This window comes from Serratia sp. TSA_7 (genome assembly GCF_052692135.1).
On the sequence record NZ_JBQZFU010000002.1, the window covers coordinates 148,738 to 166,307 of the forward strand.

At 59.2% G+C, this 17,570-nt stretch carries 19 protein-coding genes; 4 read left to right on the plus strand and 15 right to left on the minus strand.

All coding sequences use genetic code 11. The features are described 5' to 3' along the window. Positions 1-56 precede the first annotated feature (56 nt). Genes recJ through xerD form a run of 3 tightly spaced genes read right to left on the minus strand, consistent with a single transcriptional unit; the run spans position 57 to position 3,440 of the window. Complete coding sequence (recJ, locus tag ACUTQW_RS09615) at positions 57-1,790, minus strand: single-stranded-DNA-specific exonuclease RecJ (protein WP_006327706.1); 1,734 nt, start codon at positions 1,788-1,790, stop codon at positions 57-59. A gap of 6 nt (positions 1,791-1,796) precedes the next feature. Beyond that, positions 1,797-2,513: a bifunctional protein-disulfide isomerase/oxidoreductase DsbC gene (dsbC, locus tag ACUTQW_RS09620; protein ID WP_004952410.1), complete on the minus strand. Its 717-nt coding sequence runs from the start codon at positions 2,511-2,513 to the stop codon at positions 1,797-1,799. A gap of 27 nt (positions 2,514-2,540) precedes the next feature. Continuing rightward, entirely contained in the window at positions 2,541-3,440 is a 900-nt protein-coding gene (xerD, locus tag ACUTQW_RS09625) for a site-specific tyrosine recombinase XerD (protein WP_006327707.1), read from the minus strand. A gap of 106 nt (positions 3,441-3,546) precedes the next feature. On the opposite strand from xerD, the gene fldB reads away from it, so the two are divergent. Beyond that, positions 3,547-4,065 carry a flavodoxin FldB gene (gene fldB / locus ACUTQW_RS09630; RefSeq protein WP_004952413.1) on the plus strand — a complete coding sequence of 173 codons (519 nt, stop codon included), beginning with the start codon at positions 3,547-3,549 and terminating at the stop codon, positions 4,063-4,065. A 37-nt stretch (positions 4,066-4,102) separates the two neighbouring features. On the opposite strand, the gene creD is transcribed toward fldB, so the two are convergent. From creD to sdhE, 5 genes are all read right to left on the minus strand, one after another. Then, on the minus strand, positions 4,103-5,467 hold the full coding sequence (gene creD / locus ACUTQW_RS09635; RefSeq protein ID WP_004952415.1) for a cell envelope integrity protein CreD: 1,365 nt from the start codon (positions 5,465-5,467) through the stop codon (positions 4,103-4,105). Between the two features lie 84 nt (positions 5,468-5,551). After that, positions 5,552-6,970 (minus strand): two-component system sensor histidine kinase CreC, encoded by a 1,419-nt coding sequence (creC, locus tag ACUTQW_RS09640; RefSeq protein ID WP_006327719.1) that lies wholly within the window; start codon positions 6,968-6,970, stop codon positions 5,552-5,554. Continuing rightward, positions 6,967-7,662 (minus strand): two-component system response regulator CreB, encoded by a 696-nt coding sequence (creB, locus tag ACUTQW_RS09645; protein ID WP_004952420.1) that lies wholly within the window; start codon positions 7,660-7,662, stop codon positions 6,967-6,969. The genes creC and creB overlap by 4 nt, the downstream gene beginning before the upstream one ends. Continuing rightward, positions 7,662-8,084 (minus strand): protein YgfX, encoded by a 423-nt coding sequence (locus tag ACUTQW_RS09650; protein ID WP_006327725.1) that lies wholly within the window; start codon positions 8,082-8,084, stop codon positions 7,662-7,664. The genes creB and ACUTQW_RS09650 overlap by 1 nt, the downstream gene beginning before the upstream one ends. Continuing rightward, the gene (gene sdhE / locus ACUTQW_RS09655; RefSeq protein ID WP_004952428.1) at positions 8,065-8,331 is read right to left on the minus strand and encodes an FAD assembly factor SdhE; all 267 of its coding nucleotides are present in this window, start codon (positions 8,329-8,331) and stop codon (positions 8,065-8,067) included. The genes ACUTQW_RS09650 and sdhE overlap by 20 nt, the downstream gene beginning before the upstream one ends. Before the next feature lie 324 nt (positions 8,332-8,655). Between sdhE and ygfZ the strand changes: the two genes are divergently transcribed. After that, positions 8,656-9,642, plus strand: a complete 987-nt coding sequence (gene ygfZ / locus ACUTQW_RS09660; protein ID WP_006327726.1) for a tRNA-modifying protein YgfZ — start codon at positions 8,656-8,658, stop codon at positions 9,640-9,642. 53 nt (positions 9,643-9,695) lie between these two features. Here ygfZ and ACUTQW_RS09665 read toward each other — a convergent pair whose 3' ends face one another. Further along, entirely contained in the window at positions 9,696-10,193 is a 498-nt protein-coding gene (locus ACUTQW_RS09665) for a DUF2165 family protein (RefSeq protein WP_020439699.1), read from the minus strand. 163 nt (positions 10,194-10,356) lie between these two features. Continuing rightward, a complete protein-coding gene (trhA, locus tag ACUTQW_RS09670; protein WP_004952439.1) occupies positions 10,357-11,034 on the minus strand; it encodes a PAQR family membrane homeostasis protein TrhA in 678 nt (225 codons plus the stop codon). Positions 11,035-11,224: 190 nt separating this feature from the next. Between trhA and ACUTQW_RS09675 the strand changes: the two genes are divergently transcribed. Then, positions 11,225-11,833, plus strand: a complete 609-nt coding sequence (locus ACUTQW_RS09675) for an HD domain-containing protein (RefSeq protein ID WP_004952444.1) — start codon at positions 11,225-11,227, stop codon at positions 11,831-11,833. A gap of 47 nt (positions 11,834-11,880) precedes the next feature. Here the strand turns inward: ACUTQW_RS09675 and ACUTQW_RS09680 are convergent, their stop codons facing one another. From ACUTQW_RS09680 to ACUTQW_RS09695, 4 genes are read right to left on the minus strand one after another with little or no spacing between them, the layout of a single operon-like run. Next, positions 11,881-13,206 (minus strand): MFS transporter, encoded by a 1,326-nt coding sequence (locus ACUTQW_RS09680; protein ID WP_020439700.1) that lies wholly within the window; start codon positions 13,204-13,206, stop codon positions 11,881-11,883. Further along, positions 13,203-13,856 (minus strand): antibiotic biosynthesis monooxygenase family protein, encoded by a 654-nt coding sequence (locus ACUTQW_RS09685; protein WP_020439701.1) that lies wholly within the window; start codon positions 13,854-13,856, stop codon positions 13,203-13,205. The genes ACUTQW_RS09680 and ACUTQW_RS09685 overlap by 4 nt, the downstream gene beginning before the upstream one ends. Before the next feature lie 52 nt (positions 13,857-13,908). Further along, complete coding sequence (locus tag ACUTQW_RS09690) at positions 13,909-15,258, minus strand: amidase (RefSeq protein WP_006327737.1); 1,350 nt, start codon at positions 15,256-15,258, stop codon at positions 13,909-13,911. Next, complete coding sequence (locus ACUTQW_RS09695) at positions 15,258-15,971, minus strand: DUF2848 domain-containing protein (RefSeq protein ID WP_006327738.1); 714 nt, start codon at positions 15,969-15,971, stop codon at positions 15,258-15,260. Before ACUTQW_RS09695 ends, ACUTQW_RS09690 begins: the two co-directional genes overlap by 1 nt. 128 nt (positions 15,972-16,099) lie before the next feature. Here ACUTQW_RS09695 and ACUTQW_RS09700 point away from each other — a divergent pair, with 128 nt between their 5' ends. Further along, a complete protein-coding gene (locus ACUTQW_RS09700) occupies positions 16,100-16,777 on the plus strand; it encodes a GntR family transcriptional regulator (protein WP_004952459.1) in 678 nt (225 codons plus the stop codon). 41 nt (positions 16,778-16,818) lie between these two features. Here ACUTQW_RS09700 and ACUTQW_RS09705 read toward each other — a convergent pair whose 3' ends face one another. Next, positions 16,819-17,565 carry an SDR family oxidoreductase gene (locus ACUTQW_RS09705; protein ID WP_037433583.1) on the minus strand — a complete coding sequence of 249 codons (747 nt, stop codon included), beginning with the start codon at positions 17,563-17,565 and terminating at the stop codon, positions 16,819-16,821. Positions 17,566-17,570 lie beyond the last annotated feature (5 nt).

Below are 17,570 nucleotides of genomic sequence, written 5' to 3' on the forward strand. Positions count from 1 at the left end.
GGGGAAGGATGTGTATCTGAATCAGGCGCGGCATCACCGCGCCCGTTCAGGAAAAATCAACGCGGCCAGAGGTGCTGGATCAATAACTGCACGTTGCGGTTACCACGGAACTCATTGACGTCGAGCTTGTAGGCTAGCTCCACTTCACGCACGCTGCTGTCGGGCCACAGGGTGGTGTCCACGTTGAAGGCGATGCCGTCGAGCAACGGGCCGCCACCGAGCGGCTCCACCATCAGCTTCAGGTGTTTCTCGCCCACCAACCGCTGTTGCAGGATACGGAACCTACCGTCGAACGTCGGTTCCGGGAACGCCTGCCCCCAAGGGCCCCCCTCGCGCAACAGCTCCGCCGTTTCCAGCGAAAGCTCCTGCATCGCCAGTTCGCCGTCGGACCAGATAACCCCTTCCAGCATCGCCGGATCGAGCCATTCCCCCACCAGTTCGCCAAAGCGCAGACGAAACTCGTCGAATTTGGCCTCTTCCAACGATAACCCGGCCGCCATCGCATGGCCGCCGAACTTCATCATCAAACCCGGATTCAGCGTATCCAGCCGCTCCAGCGCGTCGCGCATGTGCAGGCCGGCTATCGAACGGCCGGAACCTTTCAGAATGCCCTCGCCCGCCGGCGCAAACGCAATCACCGGGCGGTGAAAACGTTCTTTGATGCGCGAGGCCAGAATGCCCACCACGCCCTGATGCCATTCCGGATGATACATCGCCAGCCCATACGGCAAAGCGGTGCTGCTGCGCTCCAGTTCGTCGCACAACTGCAAGGCCTCGACCTGCATGCCCTGCTCAATCTCACGCCTTGTCAGGTTAAGCGCATCGAGATCGTTGGCCAGCATGCGCGCCTGCGCAATGTCATCGCTCAGCAACAACGCCACGCCAATCGACATGTCGTCCAGCCGCCCGGCGGCATTGAGCCGCGGCCCCAGCGCAAAACCAAGATCGTTGGCCGCCAGTTGGCGCGCGTCACGGTTGGCCACTTCCAGCAGCGCCCGGATGCCCGGCCGACACTTGCCGGCGCGAATGCGATTCAGGCCCTGATACACCAAAATGCGGTTATTGGCGTCAAGCGGCACTACGTCGGCAACCGTGCCGAGAGCGACCAGATCCAACAGTTCTGCCAGGTTCGGCATCGCCAACGCACGTTGTTCAAACCAACCGCTTTCACGCAGCCGGGCACGCAACGCCAGCATCAGATAGAAAGCCACACCGACGCCGGCCAAGGATTTGGAGGGGAACTCACAGCCGCGCAGGTTCGGGTTGACGATCGCTTCCGCCGCCGGCAAGGTTTCCCCCGGCAGGTGGTGGTCGGTGACCAGTACCTGCATACCCTTGGCGTGCGCCACGTCAACGCCCGCATGGGAAGAGATGCCGTTATCCACGGTCAGGATCAACTCTGCACCGCGCGCCGCCGCCTGCTCGACCACTTCCGGACTCAGACCGTAGCCGTCCTCGAATCGGTTCGGCACCAGATAGTCAACCGCACTGCCGCCCATGCTGCGCAAGGCCAACACCGTCAACGCGGTACTGGTGGCGCCATCGGCGTCGAAGTCCCCCACCACCATGATGCGGCGATTCGCGGCCAGCGCCTGTTGCAGAATGCCAACGGCGGTGTCGATGCCGTCCAATTGCTGCCAGGGCAGCATGCCTTTGACGCTGCGCTCCAGTTCCTGTTCAGCCTTAACGCCGCGTAGCGCGTATAAACGGCGCAGTAGCGGATGCAGGCCGGCAGGCAGATGGCTGTCGTCCGTCGCCGCACGGCGGCGTAGTTGTGTTTTGAGGCTCACCGGCGATTAACCACCGGTTTTGGTTGCGGTCTGATGCGCATCCAGCATGGCGGCCATCTCTTTCGGCCCCTGATAGCCCGGGATCATCATGCCGTTTTCCAGAATGATCGCCGGAGTGCCCTGAATGCCGAACTGCACGCCAAGCGCATAGTGTTTGCTGATGTCGGTTTTACAGGTCGCCGGGGACACCGCATCGCCTTTCATGGCGGAATCGAAAGCCTTGGCCTTGTCGGCGGTGCACCAGATTGACTGCATGTCTTTCTCGGCCTGGGAGTTCAGCCCCTGGCGCGGGAACGCCAGATAGCGGACGGTAATGCCCAGGTCGTTATATTCTTTCATCTGCTGGTGCAGCTTGTGGCAATAGCCGCAGGTGATGTCGGTAAACACGGTGATCACGTGTTTTTCTTTTGGCGCTTTGTAGACGATCATCTGATCTTTCAGCGCTTCCAGCTTGCCGGTCAGCAATTGGTTGGTGACGTTAACCGGTTCTTTGCCGCTGACGTCGTACAGCGGGCCTTGCAGAATGTGTTTGCCGTCTTCGGTCACGTACAGCACGCCGTTATCGGTCAGCACGGTTTTCAGGCCGTTAACCGGTGAAGGCTGCACTTCCGCCTGCTGAATGCCCAGGCTGCCGAGCGCTTTTTTGATTGCCGCATCGTCGGCGTGGGCCGCACCGGTCACCGAAGCCACCAGCAGAGAGAGCAGCATTAAACCTTTATTCATTCTTCCAATCCTTTTGAGCCCGGCGTGTCACGCACGCGGGTGATGCTGTTGATGTAGCTGTTTAAGTCGTTCGGTCGCTACATGCGTATAAATTTGCGTGGTCGAGAGGTCGCTGTGCCCCAATAACATCTGTACGACACGGAGATCGGCCCCGTGGTTCAGCAAATGGGTGGCAAATGCGTGGCGCAACACGTGCGGTGACAGCCTCTCGCTATCAATACCCGCTAGGATCGCATAGTGTTTGATGCGATGCCAGAACGTCTGTCGGGTCATTTGCTGGCAGCGGTTGCTTGGGAACAGCACATCCAGCGCCTGGCCGTTAACCATCCACGGGCGGCCGTGCTCCAGATAATTTTCGATCCAGTACACCGCCTCCTCGCCCAGCGGCACCAGCCGTTCCTTGTTGCCTTTACCGATCACCCGCACCACACCCTGGCGCAGGCTGACGTCGCTGATGGTCAGCCCGACCAGCTCGGACACTCGCAGACCGGTGGCGTACAGCACTTCCAGCATCGCCTTGTCTCGCAGCTCCAGCGGCTGATCGACGCATGGCGCCTGCAACAAGGCATCGACTTGCGCTTCGCTCAAATCTTTCGGCAGCCGCTGCGGCAGCTTCGGCGAGGCGAGCAGCGCGGTCGGATCGTCTTCCCGCAGCTTTTCACGGTACAGATACTGGAACAGGCGGCGCATGGCGCTCAGCAAACGCGCAGAGCTGGTCGCCTTGTAGCCCCCCGCCACCCGTTCGGCGAGAAACGCCTGCAAATCCAGCGCCTGCGCCTGTAACAACGAGGTATTTTGATGGTTCAGCCAGGTGCTCAGCGCCTGCAGATCCAGCCGGTAAGAGGCCAGCGTATTTTCTGCCAGATTGCGTTCGAGCCAAAGCGCATCCAGGAATTGCTCAATCAGCGCACTCTCTTGCTGTTGCACGCGGTCCTCTCTTTGTTAGCTTTCCACCTGCGCCATTATGCCTTAAGCCAGTGCAAATCTGGTACACTCGATGCCATTCCACGAACGGTAACATAACGGTTTAAAAATGAAGATTGGTCTGTTTTACGGCTCCAGCACCTGCTACACCGAGATGGCGGCAGAAAAAATCCGTGAGATTCTGGGCGAAGACCTGGTCGACCTGCACAACCTGAAAGACGTCTCCCCGCAACTGATGGAAGAATATTCCATCCTGATCCTCGGCATTCCTACCTGGGATTTCGGTGAATTGCAGGAAGACTGGGAAGCGATTTGGCCGCAACTGACGACGCTGGATCTGAAAGGAAAAATCGTCGCCATGTATGGCATGGGCGATCAACTCGGTTACGGCGAATGGTTCCTCGATGCGCTCGGCATGTTGCACGATCACATCGCCCCGCTCGGCGTACAGTTTATCGGCTTCTGGCCCATTGAAGGCTTTGAATTCACCAGCCCGAAACCGCTGAGCGCCGATGGCAAACACTTCGTCGGCCTGGCGCTGGATGAGGTGAACCAATACGACATGAGCGAAGACCGCCTGCAACAGTGGTGCGAACAGATCCTGTTGGAGATGGAACCGCTGCTGTAATGCCAATGGGCGCGATTGCCGCGCCCAACGCCTCTGCCTATTTCCACAACCGGAAGCGGTTTTCGCCGTCACCGGTCGGCGTTTCGCCGCTCAACCGCGCCGGATCGGCCACCTGGTACCAGTCCAGCTTGCGCGTCAGCAGCATTATCCCCGCCAGAATAGCGAACAGCAGCCCTGCCCCGAGCACCAGCGCATTATCTTCCGACTGCAATAGCAGGTACAACACGCCATAAAGCATCAGCAGGCTACCGGCGAATATCGCCCCGCGCCGCTTACCGCGCAGCACCGCGCTGAGATAAAAGGCAATCAGGCCGCTGCAGGCCACGCTGGCCAACAGGTAGGCGGTGGCGAAACCGAAATGTTCGGAGAACGCCAGCAGGATCAGGTAGAACAACACCAGCGCGGCACCGACCAGCAGATACTGGATCGGATGCACCCGCAGGCCGGTCAGGGTTTCGAACAGGAAGAACGCCATGAACGTCAGCCCGATGAACAACACGGCATATTTCACCGCACGTTCGGTCAGTTGATAGTGATCTACAGGTTCAATCAGGCTGGCGCTGAAGGCCGGCAGCTTGTCTTCGTCAATGATCCCATCGTCATAATGAAACGCACTGTTGATGTTGTTGGCGAACCAGGTGCTGCGCCAGCGGGCGCTGAAGCCTTTTTCCGTCACCTTGCGTTCATCCGGCAGGAAGTTGCCGAGGAAATTGGGGTGCGGCCAGTTGCTTTGCAGCGTTAATTCGCTGCTGCGGCCGAGCGGCACCAGTGACAAGCTGCTGGTACCCGCCAGCGTTAGGGTAAAGTCGGCATCCAGCCCCTCTTTTTGCAACGCGGCAAGCTGCAATGGCGCATGGATGCCCTGCGGCAACGTATCCACGCGAGTGCCCGGTTCAAAGGTGGTTGGCGGCTGGGTGCTGGCAAGTGGCGAGATGCTCTTGATACCCCGTGAGTCGCTGAGCGCAACCAGCAAATATGGCTGCTCAAGAGTCACGTTGCTGCGCTGCAAATCAGCCAAGTCCGGCTGACCGAATTTCACCTGAAACTTTAACGGCCCCTGATATACCTGGGTTTGATAGATACCCAGCTTGCGTACCTCTACATTCGGCTTGCCGCTAACCTGTAAACTCTCCGGCAGCAGATAACGATAATGCCTCACTCTCTGCACTACCGGTTGCCCCTTGTCGTCCTTCTTCTCTTCCCGCTCGATATAAGGGATGACAATCAACGGCCCCAAAATGCGCTGCGCCCGGCTGGTGCTTTCGCTCACCTGCCCAACCACGCTCTGGCGATAGCCACTGCGCTCCTCAATCACGTTCATCAACTGCGTCACCGGGATAATCATTAAAATCATCAATCCCAGCAGAGTGGTTATTTTCCAAAACAGTACCGATTTCATCATCGCTGCGCGCTCCTTGTAGGTAATGGCGCCACGATAAAACCGGCAAGTGAAAACAGGATGTGGTTATGTGAAGGGACAGTGAAGTCAGAGCGATAAAGTGAAAACGGCTACCACGCCGTGCGGTTGGCGGTTGTACAACTGAATGCCGCCCCGGTGCAATCGCGCCACTTCCTGCACAAAGTTCAGGCCCAGCCCGCTGCTTTTGGGTTTATCGGCCCGCGCCAGCGAATAGAAACGCTCGAACACTTTGTCCAGCGCGTAGTCCGGGATACCGCTGCCGTTGTCGCTGACTGTGATGAGGTAGTGACTCTCACGGCGCTCGCCGCACACGCTGACGGCACCGCCCGGCGGGGTGAAATCCAGCGCGTTGTCGAGCAGATTGGTCAGCGCCTGGCTAATCAGCAGCCCATCGCCGGTCAGTGTGATCGCCTCCAGCGCATCCACCTGCAACACAACGCCGCGCTGCGCCGCCTGAGCTTCTTTGCCCGCCACAGCCTGGCTCACCAGCGTCGCCATCGCCAGCGGTGCCAATTCCAGGCCGGGCCGGCTCTCGAGCCGCGCCTGCACCAGCAACTTATCCACCAATTGCTGAATACGGGCGCTTTGTTGCTCGATATTGGTCAAAAATCGCCGGGCAGTCGCCGGCGGCGGCAATTCCTGCAGCAACTCGGCTGCGCCGCGGATCGCCGCCAGCGGGCTTTTCAACTCGTGGGTCAGGGTATGTACGTACTGTTCGATATAAGCTTTACCTTCCAGCTTCATCCGCATACTTTCCAGCGCTTGCGCCAGTTGCGTCAGCTCGTGGCTGCCCATTTTTGGCAACGGCACGCTTTCGCCCTGCGCTACGCCATCGGCATAGTGCACCAATCGGCCAATCGAACGGTTGATCCACCAGACGAAACCCAGCCCGATCAGCAAGGCAATACCCAGCAGCAGCGCACCGGCCCACAGAATGCGCCGCTCGCTGCGCTTGATCACCGGCGCCATGCTGCTGTTCGGTTTACCTACGCTGAGCACGCCGATAATCTTGCCCTGTTCCAGCACCGGCGCGGCGACGTACATCACCGAGCTGTTTTCATCCTGCGGGTTGCTGCGCGTACTGCGTGCGCCATATTGTCCGCGCAGCGTCAGATAAACGTCATTCCAGCGTGAGTAGTTCTGGCCGACCGCCTGGCCGGCAGAGTCAAAAATAACCGTGCCGCGCGCATCGGTGAGGTACACGTGATATTCGCTGCGATCCTTGCGGATACCGGAAATATTAGCGCCAATAGGCCGTTGATTCAGTTGGGTGAATGCCTGCGCCAACTGCCCGTGCGCCACATCGTCGCGCTGCAGGTCCAGGCGCGCTATTTGCGCCAGCAGGTTAGCCGTGTCCACCAAGGTGCCTTCGGTCGCACGCCGCACGCCAGGCTTTACTTCCTGTACGAAGATGCTCAGTACGAAATAGCCCGCCACCGCCACAATCAGGAAATACCCCAGCAGCAGGCGCAGGCCGATTCTCATGCTAGGCGGCTCACGCTGTAGCCCATGCCCCGGTGGGTGTGAATAGGCGGTTCACCGGGATCTATCGCTCGCAGCTTGGCGCGCAGCGTTTTGATGTGGGTGTCGACGGTGCGATCCAGGCTTTCTTCCGCTTGCGCCCAAACGCTGTCCATCAGTTGCTGGCGTGAAAACACCCGGCCAGGTGCCAGCAGCAGCGTTTTCAACAGCAGAAATTCGTAGCGGGTCAGCGGCAGCGGTTGCTGATGGTAATAAAGGATCGCTCCGGGTTCATCCAGGTCAAAAGGACCAAAGGTGTACAGCGCCGGCTGTTGCAGGCGCTGCTGTTTTTGCAGGCGACGCAGAATGGTGCGCACGCGAGCGCTGACTTCGCGGGGAGAAAAAGGTTTGGCGACGTAATCGTCCGCGCCTATCTCCAGCCCGATCAGGCGATCGACTTCGTCACTGCGGGCGGTGAGAAACAGAATGGGCAAATCCGCCGACTGCGACAACAAACGGCGGCACAGTTCAAAACCGTTGATATCCGGCAGGCCGACATCGAGGATGACCAGCGCGGGCGCTCCTTGCGCCAACGCCTGCAATGCCGGCTCGCCACGTTCGAACCAGCGTACCTGAAAGCCTTCGCTCTCCAGGGTGTAAATCAGCGTATCGGCAATGCTGGGTTCATCCTCCACCAGCCAGAGCGTCGGCTTCATCAGGGTTCCTCGTCATCATCGGCCGACGGGTGCAGCAACAACTGGCGCAGATGCCGCCATTCGGCTTTGCCCATGCTGTCGGAGGCCAGCCATAGCCGGCGGCGTTTTTTGCCCTGCGTCGGCTGCAGCGTCAGCAAAATGCCGTAACGCGGCATCCAGGGTTGCTTTGCCAGCAACCATTCCTGTCCGTGCCAACTTAAACGCTTATTCGCCAGCAGACGCAGTTCGCCCTGCCGCGACGCAATGCGCTTTTGGCTGCGGATGCATTCAAATACCACCAGCGTCAACAACACCAGCCAGATCGGGCCGTAGCCTTCCGGCCAGGGCGAAATCAGGATCAGCAGGATCAGAACGCCGTGGGTCAGCAGCGAGAGTAGCTGGGTGCGCCAGGAAATGCGGACATTACATCGCCACTGGGCCACGGTCTTTATTTCGCGTCTGGATCAGTGTCACCATTCTCTGCAGTTCACTGTCTTGCGGAGCGCCATGATTCATCAACCAGTTGAACAGATCGGGATCGTCGCTCTCAAGCAGGCGGATAAACAACGCTTTGTCTGTGTCATTCAACTGGTCGTACTCATGCTCGAAGAACGGCATGATTGAGATATCCAGCTCACGCATGCCACGGCGGCAGGCCCAGTGAATACGTGCTTTATTATTAATATCCATGTTGTTATGACTAACCTCTTTTCGGCGTGGCAAAAGCCATCGCAGGGTTCAACCGACACACTGTATGGCAACACCTGCGCGATATAATTCCATCGGCCAAAGATCTGTCTGCAAGGGTTACCTTTGGCCGTAATCCCGTAGAGTAACAATTTGACATACTCGCCGGGAAGGACGTTCTCTACGTAAAGTGGAATAAAGCGCTAAATGTCAAAAAAAGCGCTGCCGAGGCGGCAAGCGTGAATAACAGTTTGCAAAGCCCGCCGCCTCTTTTACCATGGGGCCAACACACCTTCAGGTAAGCTAAACGTTAAGCAGGATCTTACTATGGCGTATAAAATTCCATTTCCACCCCGTCAGCCTTCCGCCTCCTCCCATCTGCCCCTGACCCTGATCTCTCTGGAGGATTGGGCGCTGGTGACGCTGAGCGGCCCGGACAGGGTGAAATACCTTCAGGGCCAGGTGACTGCAGACATCGAAGCGCTGGCGGCCGATCGTCACGTGCTGTGCGCCCACTGCGATGCCAAGGGCAAAATGTGGAGCAACCTGCGTCTGTTCCACCGCGGTGAAGACTTTGCCTATCTGGAACGCCGCAGCGTACTGGACAGCCAACTGGCGGAAATCAAGAAATACGCGGTGTTCTCCAAGCTCACCATTGCCGTCGATAGCGAAGCGGTGCTGCTGGGCGTAGCCGGTTTTCAGGCTCGCGCAGCGTTGGCGGGCGTCTTCAACAGCCTGCCGGATGCGGAGCATCAGGTGGTGCAGGACGGTGAAACCACCCTGCTGCACTTCTCTGCGCCGGCGGAACGTTTTCTGCTGGTGACCACCGCCGCGGTGGCCGAACAATTAACGGGCAAACTGAACGAACAGGCAGAACTGAACGACAGCCAACAATGGCTGACGCTGGATATCGAAGCCGGTTACCCGGTGATTGACGCCGCCAACAGCGGGCAGTTGATTCCACAGGCCACCAACCTGCAGGCGCTGGAGGGCATCAGCTTCAGCAAGGGCTGCTATACCGGCCAGGAGATGGTAGCTCGTGCCAAATTCCGCGGCGCCAACAAGCGTGCGCTGTACTGGCTGGAAGGCAACGCCGGGCGGGTGCCGCTGGCCGCTGAGGATCTCGAACTGCAGTTGGGCGATAACTGGCGCCGGACCGGTACGGTGTTGGCCGCCGGCAAGCTGGCCGATGGCCGGCTTTGGGTGCAAGCGGTGTTGAATAACGATTTGGATGCCGACAGCAAACTGCGGGTACGTGACGATGCCGCCAGTCAGTTGACGATCAAACCCTTGCCGTATTCGCTGGAAGCGTAAGGGTTCAGCACGCAGAATCCGTGGGCGCAACCTGTTGCGCCCTACACCCCTCGCTATTCGTCCAACTCTCCGTCACGCTGAACCAGATAGATCAGAACTAAAATAAGGGTTACAAAGAAACGAAAGGCATCAGGCACGCCGTTCCACTGTTTCGACATCCACATACCGAACCACTCTCCCCCGATCGACATAAAGCCAACTTGCCAGGTCAGGAACCCGAGCGTCAGGCCGGCTACCGCCAATTTTTTACGGCCATTAAACGCTTGCGACGGCAGTTTCAGGCCACCCAACAAACGCAGGCCGCCGATCCAACACAGCAGTGCGGTCAGGCTTTCCAGCATAATAATGACGATATAGCCTGCGTGATGCAGCCAGGGCGTTTGTATCGAGCGGTAAGTGATGGTCGCATCGGGGAAAATAGTGTCCATCATAAAAACATGGCGCACAAAGGCGAAGTTGGAGCCGTAATCCGTAATATTGCCAAAGGCAACCAGGGTAGCAAACAGCGCCATAGCGCATACCAGCAACGCCTTAGATAAGCGAACGATCATAGTGATGATTCCTGAAAAAGTGATAGGTGCACCGAAAAGTGCAAGAGTGCGGGCTCAGGAATGGGAAAGGGGCTTGCTGGATACCCGTAAGAAACAAGCGCTCCCTTTTTAACCTAAAAGAAACGCTTGTTCAATATGGCATTTACACCTGTGCGGTCGGCACTCAGACGTACAGATAAATCGCCATAAAATGGCACAGGCTGCCGCCGAGCACGAAACCATGCCAGATAGCGTGACCGAAGCGGAACCGTTTGGAGGCGTAAAAAATCACCCCCAGGGTATAGACCACGCCACCCACCGCCAACAGCGTTACGCCGCCGATCGCCAGGCGGGTCGCCAACTGATAAATCACGATCAATGACAGCCAGCCCATCGTCAGATAGGTGACCAACGACAACGCCTCAAAGCGATGGGCGAACGCCAGTTTGAACAATACCCCCAGCAGCGCCAACCCCCAGATAACCGCCATCAGCCCTTTGGCCAGCGGCGAGTTGAGCCCCACCAGCAGAAACGGCGTGTAGGTACCGGCAATCAAGAGATAAATGGCGCAATGGTCAAACTTCTTCAGCCAGTGCTTGGCTTTCTGATGCGGAATGGCATGGTACAAGGTTGAGGCAAGATACAGCAGGATCATGCTGCCGCCATAAAGACTGTAACTGGCGATGGCCGTGATACCGGCGCCGGTATCCACCGCCTGTACCAGCAACAACACCAACCCGACAATACCGAAAACCAGTCCGATACCGTGGCTGATGCTATTGGCTATCTCTTCTGCCCACGGATACGCCGTAGCGGTATTTCTGTCGTTCTCGGCTTTCATCACTACGCCCGTATTTCCCATAAATCACAAACCCTCAAACGCACAATATTGTTCGAAATTACCGCAAACCAGCTTAACTGAGAACAATTCCAGTGTACACGTGTACGCTAAAATAAAACTGTGAATGCGTGTAACGCCACAAACATCGAAATCCCCTGCCCGCTGGTCTACAATCGACGAGCTTCAACCCATCTACCTTGAGGTTTACACCATGTCATCCGCTGTACCCGCGTTAGATTTCGGCTCAATGACCCAGGTCATCCAGTTCCTGATGGAAATCGACAAGTTGAAAAGCGTGCAACGCCGCACCAAAGTTCTCGGCACCCAGCGCCAGGAAAATTCCGCCGAGCACAGTTGGCACTTTGCCATTGCCGCTCTCAGCCTGGCGCCGTACGCCGGTGAAGGCGTTGATATCCAGCGGGTGATCCAGATGGCGCTGCTGCATGACATCGTGGAAATCGACGCCGGCGACGTGCTGGTTTACGATCTGGCGGCGCGCGCAGCAATCCACGATCAGGAAGTGGCGGCGGCACGGCGGCTGTTTGGCATGCTGCCTGCGCCACAACGCGAGTCTTTCACCGCTTTATGGCAGGAGTATGAAGATGGCGAGAGTGCCGACGCGCGCTTTGCGCTGGTGCTGGACCGCACCATGCCGATGCTGATGAACCTGCATAACGAAGGCCAAAGCTGGGTCGAGAACGGCATCAGCCTGGAGCAAGTGCTGTCACGCAACGCGATGATCGCTGAAGTCCACCCGGAGCTGTGGAAGCACCTGCTGCAACACCTGCAGGATGCGCAGCGCAAAGGCTGGCTGAAGTAATTTTATCTGCTGCAGCAAGCCGGGTGAATCCCTCACCCGGCCTTCCTTTACAAGGGTTTGTGCGCCGTCTCCTTCGCGGCAATCACCGCCCACAGCGTGATCAGTAACGCCGCCACCACATAGGCCGAAATCGCCAGCGTGCTGTCGTAGGATTTAAACAGCGTAGCGATAATCAGCGGCGCAAAGCCGCCACCGAGAATGCCGGCCAACGTGTAGGCCAGCGACGAGCCGGCATAACGTACCCGGGTCGGGAACTGTTCGGTGATAAATGCCGCCTGCGGGCCGTACATTGCCGCATGGATCAGCAAGCCGATCACCACCGCTAGGCAGATCAACACCGGCTGGCTGCTGTCCAGCAACGCAAAGAACACGAACGCCCAAACCATCGCCGCCAGCGCCCCGCCGATATACACCGGCCGACGGCCAAGGCGATCGGACAGCGCGCCGAACATCGGCACGGTAATGGCATTGCCAATCGCCCCCAGCATGGTGGCCGTCAGCGCCAACGGGCGCGGCAGATTCAGCACCGTAGTGACGTAGGTCAGGGTAAATACCACCACCAGCGCATACAGCACGTCGGAACCGATGCGCGAGCCGCCGGCGATCAACAACGGCCGCCTGTGTTGCGTAAAGACTTCACGGATCGGAGCCTGAGTCACATCCTTCGACGCCTCCAGCTTCAGGAAGGCCGGCGTTTCCCCCACGCCGCGGCGCAGCCACAAGCCAAAGACCACCAGCACCAGGCTGAGCAGGAAAGGAATGCGCCATCCCCACAGCTGGAAATCATCCGCCGACATCGCAACCGTCACCAGCGTGATCAAACCTGTGCCGATCAAGGTGCCGCAGGAAGGGCCAACCTGAGCAAACGAAGCGTTGCGTCCCCGCTGATGCGATTTACCGTGTTCCATCGACAACAATACCGCCCCCGCCCATTCGCCCCCCAGCGCGATGCCCTGAATAAAACGCAACGTCACCAACAGCAGCGGGCTCCATACCCCCCAACTGGCGTAACCGGGCAACAACCCCATCAGTGCGGTGGTGACCCCCATAATCACCAGCGTGGTGACCAGCACAAATCGCCGACCCAATACGTCGCCGAGATGGCCAAAAACGATGCCGCCGATCGGCCGCGAAACATAGCCGACCGCATAGGTGGAAAACGCCAGAATGGTGCCCACCAGCGGATCGAACGACGGGAAGAACACGTGGTTGAAAATCAGCGCCGCCATAATGTTGTAAACGGTAAAGTCATACCATTCCAGTGCGGTGCCAATCGAACTGGCGGCCGCCAGCCTGCCGGTTTTTGGCGGATGGGCAGCAGAGGCGGCGGCAGATGAATCGACGATCGGCGTTTCAGTGGTTGATGTACTCATGATGTCAGCTCCTGCTTGGTCAATTGCCAGCCAAGTGCATAGTGTTGAGTGGCGTCGGCTGTTGTTTTCAACTGGCGACAGGCCAGTTCATTTAGCCGCAGACCGGCTGAGGAGCTGCTGCTTTCAATCAGCAGCATCGGCAGCAGGCGACGGTTTTCCCGCGATTCTTTTGGCAACGGCGAACTGAGTTCGACGTCGGGCGAGAGCAGGCTGCTGCGGACAAAACCGGGTTGTTCCGCCAGCATGTTTCCCAGATGGAGAATGGCGAGCTTAAGCCCCTCAGGTTCTGCCTGCTCAAGGGTGATGATGGCCAAATGACTGCCGCAGCCCTGCCCGGTTACGGCCTCCACCGCGCACACCCGACGCATCGGATCACGCATTTTATCGAGGCTCGACACCGACCAGGGGGTTTGTTGGGTAAAGGCGGCGCGGTAGGCCGCGGAGGTAAAACTGGCCAGGGATTCGGTTTTATACAACCCAAGGTATTTACGCCCGCCCTGCAATGCCTGGTAGCGCGTGCCCGACAAGAAACCGGGAACGCGTACCCGCTCTTCCACGTGCTCACGGTCGTACCACTGATTGAAATCCGCCTCGTCCTGCGCGGCGACATCTGTTGCGACAAACAGCATTCCGTTCGGGGAACCGGTCATGGGTACTCTCCTGTTAGCTCAAAGTATGGCGGGGCCATGCCCCACCGGAAAATCACGCACCGGCGAGACAGCGTTCAATCGCCAGCGCCCAGCCCAGCAACGCCTCGTCATGCATGGGTAGCCCAGCCAGCATCAGACCAACCGGCGCTCCGCCGGACCGCTGACAAGGCAGCGACAGCGCGCAGCCGTCGAGGAAATTGATCACCGAAGGATTACGCAGCGCGGCGCCATTGATACGGAAATAGGCCTCTTCATCCATTTCAAGCTCGGCGACCGTCGGCGCGACCAGCGGTACGGTCGGCATCAGCAACGCGTCAAACGCTTGCATGGCGGCGGTAACTCGCCGTTGCCAATCGGCACGCTGCTGCTGTAGCTGCTGCAAATCCCCCTCCCCCAGCGGCTGACCGCGGCGAATGCGCGACAGCACCCGTGGGTCATATTCCTCGGCATGTTCGGCGATCAGCGCCTGGTGCCAGCGCCAGGACTCCAGCGCGCTAAAACCGCCGGCAGCGTTGATGGCCGCCAGTTCGGCGAATTCCGAGCAGGAAATGGTTTCAATCTGCGCGCCGGCCTGCGCCAGCCGCTGCAGGCTGAAGTGAAACCCTGCTGCGACCTCTTCATCCAGGCCGTCCAGCACCAGGGTTTGCGGTACCGCAAAACGCGCCTGACTCAGGTTTTTTAACTGCGGCTGCAACGGCCTATCGGTTATCGCCGTATCCAGAGCGATGCAACCGGCAACGTCGTGAGCGATCACGCCGATCGAATCCAGCGAAGGTGACAGCGGCAACAGGCCGCCATCGTTAATTCGGCGGGCGGTAGGCTTAAAACCGGTCAGGCCACAGAAGGCCGCCGGGATCCGCACCGATCCGCCGGTGTCGCTGCCAATCGAACCAAAACACATCCCGTCGGCCACCGCGACCGCAGCCCCGGAGGATGAACCGCCGGGAATACGACGTGCAGCGCGATCCCAAGGATTGGCAGGCGTGCCGTAGTGAGGGTTGATCCCAAGCCCGGAATAGGCGAACTCGGTCATGTTGGTTTTACCGATAACCACCGCACCCGCCTGCAACAAGCGTTCCACCACCGCGGCATGTTTTGCGGCGGCCGGTGCGGCGGCCAGCACCCGTGAGCCGGCGGCGGTGGCTTCACCGGCCACGTCGAACAGGTCTTTGACCGACACCGGAACGCCGTCCAGCGCTGACAAAGGTTTCCCCTCCGCACGCCGGCGATCGGCAGCCAGTGCCTGCTGTTGCGCCCATTGCGCATAAACGCGGGTAAAAACGCGCTTCCCCTCGCCCTGCTCATCGGCAATGTGCGCCAGCGCGGCGGCGGTCAGTTGCACGGCGGTCAATTCACCGCTGGCCAGCCCGGCGGCGGCTTGCCCTAAAGTCAGTTTTTTCATCACGCCACCACCGGCAGTTCAACGCTGTGATAGCCATGAGTGATAGAGCGCCCCAGCACCTCGTCCGCCAGCTCCATGCGGAACTCCGCCGCCGGCCGGATGCCGCCAATCGCCGCTACCGTACCGCAGGTCATAGCTAATCCATCACGCGGCTGCGGTAGCGTCAGCCCGCCTTCCGGCAACTGCTGGCCGCCCAGATAACGCTCCAGCAGATCGCCCGGCGTGCGCAGGCTCGCGAGGCTTCCTTGCTGATAAAGCCGGAATTCCCCGTCTTCCTTGATCCACGAACGCAGGATCAGCGAATCCCAGTGCGCGATCACCTCTCGCAGCGGCCAGGCGGTGCGCGCAACCGGCTTAACGCAGATCTGTTTGGAAAGCGCTACGCTGTGCGCTTCCAGTTGACGATCGGTATGATCGGACGCCAGCGAAACGTACAGCTCGCCGCGATGGGCGAAGATCAGCGGTTCCGCTTCCCCGGAGGTAGCGTTGCCGATCACTTCGATACGTTCGCTCTGGCTTAGCTGGTTAACCGCCACCCGGTAAAACAGGGGGATTGCACTGGGTTGGGGCACGCCCAGCTCGGCCAACTCCCGAATATGGTGCAGGATCGCCTCGCGGTCGCGGCCGGTCCAACCGGCGATCACCAGATGATCAATCTCGACATCCAGCGCCCCGGCGCCGCAGGATTCGGGTAAAATGAAGGTCAATCTCATGGCATTGTGCCCCTTTGGTTAAAATACTGTGAAATTTCACTATATCTTTAGTAACCAAATAAGCGATTTCCGTGCCATGTTTTTGTGTACTATGTCTAAAAACTTTCTTCTTGCAGGAGCAGAACGTGATGACCGTTGACGCAGAGAGCCAGGCACTCCCGACGGCAGAGGAAGCCGGGCTGTCACTGAATGAACTGGCCTATCGGCGCTTCAAGCAGGCGCTGGTGACGTTAAGCTATAAACCCGGTGAATATCTCAATACCGCACAGGTCATGAGCGAACTGGATATGGGCAGAACGCCGATCAATCAGGCGATCCACCGTTTGGCGAATGAAGGGTTGCTGCAGGTGATCCCGCGCAAAGGGGTGATGGTTTCTCCGCTGTCGATGGATGACGCGCTGGAGCTGATCGAAGTGCGGCTGGCCAATGAAATGCTGTGCATGCGGCTGGCGAGCAAAAGGATTACCGAGCCACAGATCGCTGCGCTGACCGCGCTCAACCAACAAATCGAAGCCGCCTGCCAGAGCCGCGACCGGATTCGGATGATGACGCTCGATCATGCGTTCCATCAGGAACTGGCGCTGATCGCCGGCAATAACATGTTGGCGGATATCTTGAGCGTGCTGCACGCCAGGGCGCAGCGTTTTTGGGCCAGCACGTTGTCGCGGGAAGGGCATATGCGGGAAGTGATCGAGGAGCATCGGGCGATTATCGCCGCACTGGCCGCCCAGGACAGCGACGCCGCGGCCGACGCGGCAGAAGCGCACATCCTGTCGTTCCGCAGCGCGCTGTTGCACGAGGGCTGAGCAGGCTCTTTCCGCATCGTTGCACGCAGCACCGCGTTCAATCACCGCCCGCCGGCAGCCTCGATAAAACTGCCGGTCACGTAAGACGCGGCATCGGACAGCAGAAAGGCGATGGCCTCTGCCACCTCTTCCGGATAGCCGCCACGCTGCATCGGCAACCCGCTTTTTATCCGGTCGACACGCCCCGGCTCACCGCCGCTGGCGTGCATTTCAGTATAAATAAACCCCGGTCGCACGCCGTTGACCCGGATGCCCTGCGCCGCCACCTCCAGAGAAAGCCCGATAGTCAGCGTGTCGACCGCGCCCTTTGAGGCGGCATAGTCGACATATTCGCCCGGCGCCCCCAAACGGGCGGCGGCGGACGACACATTAACGATCGCTCCGCCCTTCCCTCCATGGCGCTTCGCCATGCGCTTCACCGCCTCGCGGCAGCAGAGAAAATAGCCGGTCACGTTGGTGGTCAATACCTTGTTGATGCGCTCGGCGGTAAGTTGCTCGATACCGGCCTGCTGAAACAGAATGCCTGCGTTGTTGACCAGTGCGTCGATCGGGCCAAGGGTCGCGTCCAGCGCCGCAAACATCGCCAGCACCTGGCTTTCATCGGCGATATCCGCCCGCAGTGCCACCGCCCGCCCCCCCAGGGACGCGATCTCCGCCACCACCTGCTGCGCCGCCGCTTCATCTTTCAGATAGTTAACACCCACCGCGTAACCCTGGCGGGCCAGCAGCAGCGCTGTGGCGCGCCCAATGCCCCGGCTGGCGCCGGTGACCAGTGCAACTTTCGACATGCTAT

Excerpts from the sequence above, each read along its gene's own strand:
- ACUTQW_RS09705 (WP_037433583.1), bottom strand. The coding sequence starts at position 17,565 with ATGTCGAAAGTTGCACTGGTCACCGGCGCCAGCCGGGGCATTGGGCGC.
- creD (WP_004952415.1), bottom strand. The coding sequence starts at position 5,467 with ATGATGAAATCGGTACTGTTTTGGAAAATAACCACTCTGCTGGGATTG.
- ACUTQW_RS09675 (WP_004952444.1), top strand. The coding sequence starts at position 11,225 with ATGTCATCCGCTGTACCCGCGTTAGATTTCGGCTCAATGACCCAGGTC.
- creB (WP_004952420.1), bottom strand. The coding sequence starts at position 7,662 with ATGAAGCCGACGCTCTGGCTGGTGGAGGATGAACCCAGCATTGCCGAT.
- sdhE (WP_004952428.1), bottom strand. The coding sequence starts at position 8,331 with ATGGATATTAATAATAAAGCACGTATTCACTGGGCCTGCCGCCGTGGC.
- trhA (WP_004952439.1), bottom strand. The coding sequence starts at position 11,034 with ATGGGAAATACGGGCGTAGTGATGAAAGCCGAGAACGACAGAAATACC.
- fldB (WP_004952413.1), top strand. The coding sequence starts at position 3,547 with ATGAAGATTGGTCTGTTTTACGGCTCCAGCACCTGCTACACCGAGATG.
- creC (WP_006327719.1), bottom strand. The coding sequence starts at position 6,970 with ATGAGAATCGGCCTGCGCCTGCTGCTGGGGTATTTCCTGATTGTGGCG.
- ACUTQW_RS09680 (WP_020439700.1), bottom strand. The coding sequence starts at position 13,206 with ATGAGTACATCAACCACTGAAACGCCGATCGTCGATTCATCTGCCGCC.
- ACUTQW_RS09690 (WP_006327737.1), bottom strand. The coding sequence starts at position 15,258 with ATGAAAAAACTGACTTTAGGGCAAGCCGCCGCCGGGCTGGCCAGCGGT.
- ACUTQW_RS09700 (WP_004952459.1), top strand. The coding sequence starts at position 16,100 with ATGACCGTTGACGCAGAGAGCCAGGCACTCCCGACGGCAGAGGAAGCC.
- ACUTQW_RS09685 (WP_020439701.1), bottom strand. The coding sequence starts at position 13,856 with ATGACCGGTTCCCCGAACGGAATGCTGTTTGTCGCAACAGATGTCGCC.
- ACUTQW_RS09665 (WP_020439699.1), bottom strand. The coding sequence starts at position 10,193 with ATGATCGTTCGCTTATCTAAGGCGTTGCTGGTATGCGCTATGGCGCTG.
- ACUTQW_RS09695 (WP_006327738.1), bottom strand. The coding sequence starts at position 15,971 with ATGAGATTGACCTTCATTTTACCCGAATCCTGCGGCGCCGGGGCGCTG.
- ygfZ (WP_006327726.1), top strand. The coding sequence starts at position 8,656 with ATGGCGTATAAAATTCCATTTCCACCCCGTCAGCCTTCCGCCTCCTCC.
- dsbC (WP_004952410.1), bottom strand. The coding sequence starts at position 2,513 with ATGAATAAAGGTTTAATGCTGCTCTCTCTGCTGGTGGCTTCGGTGACC.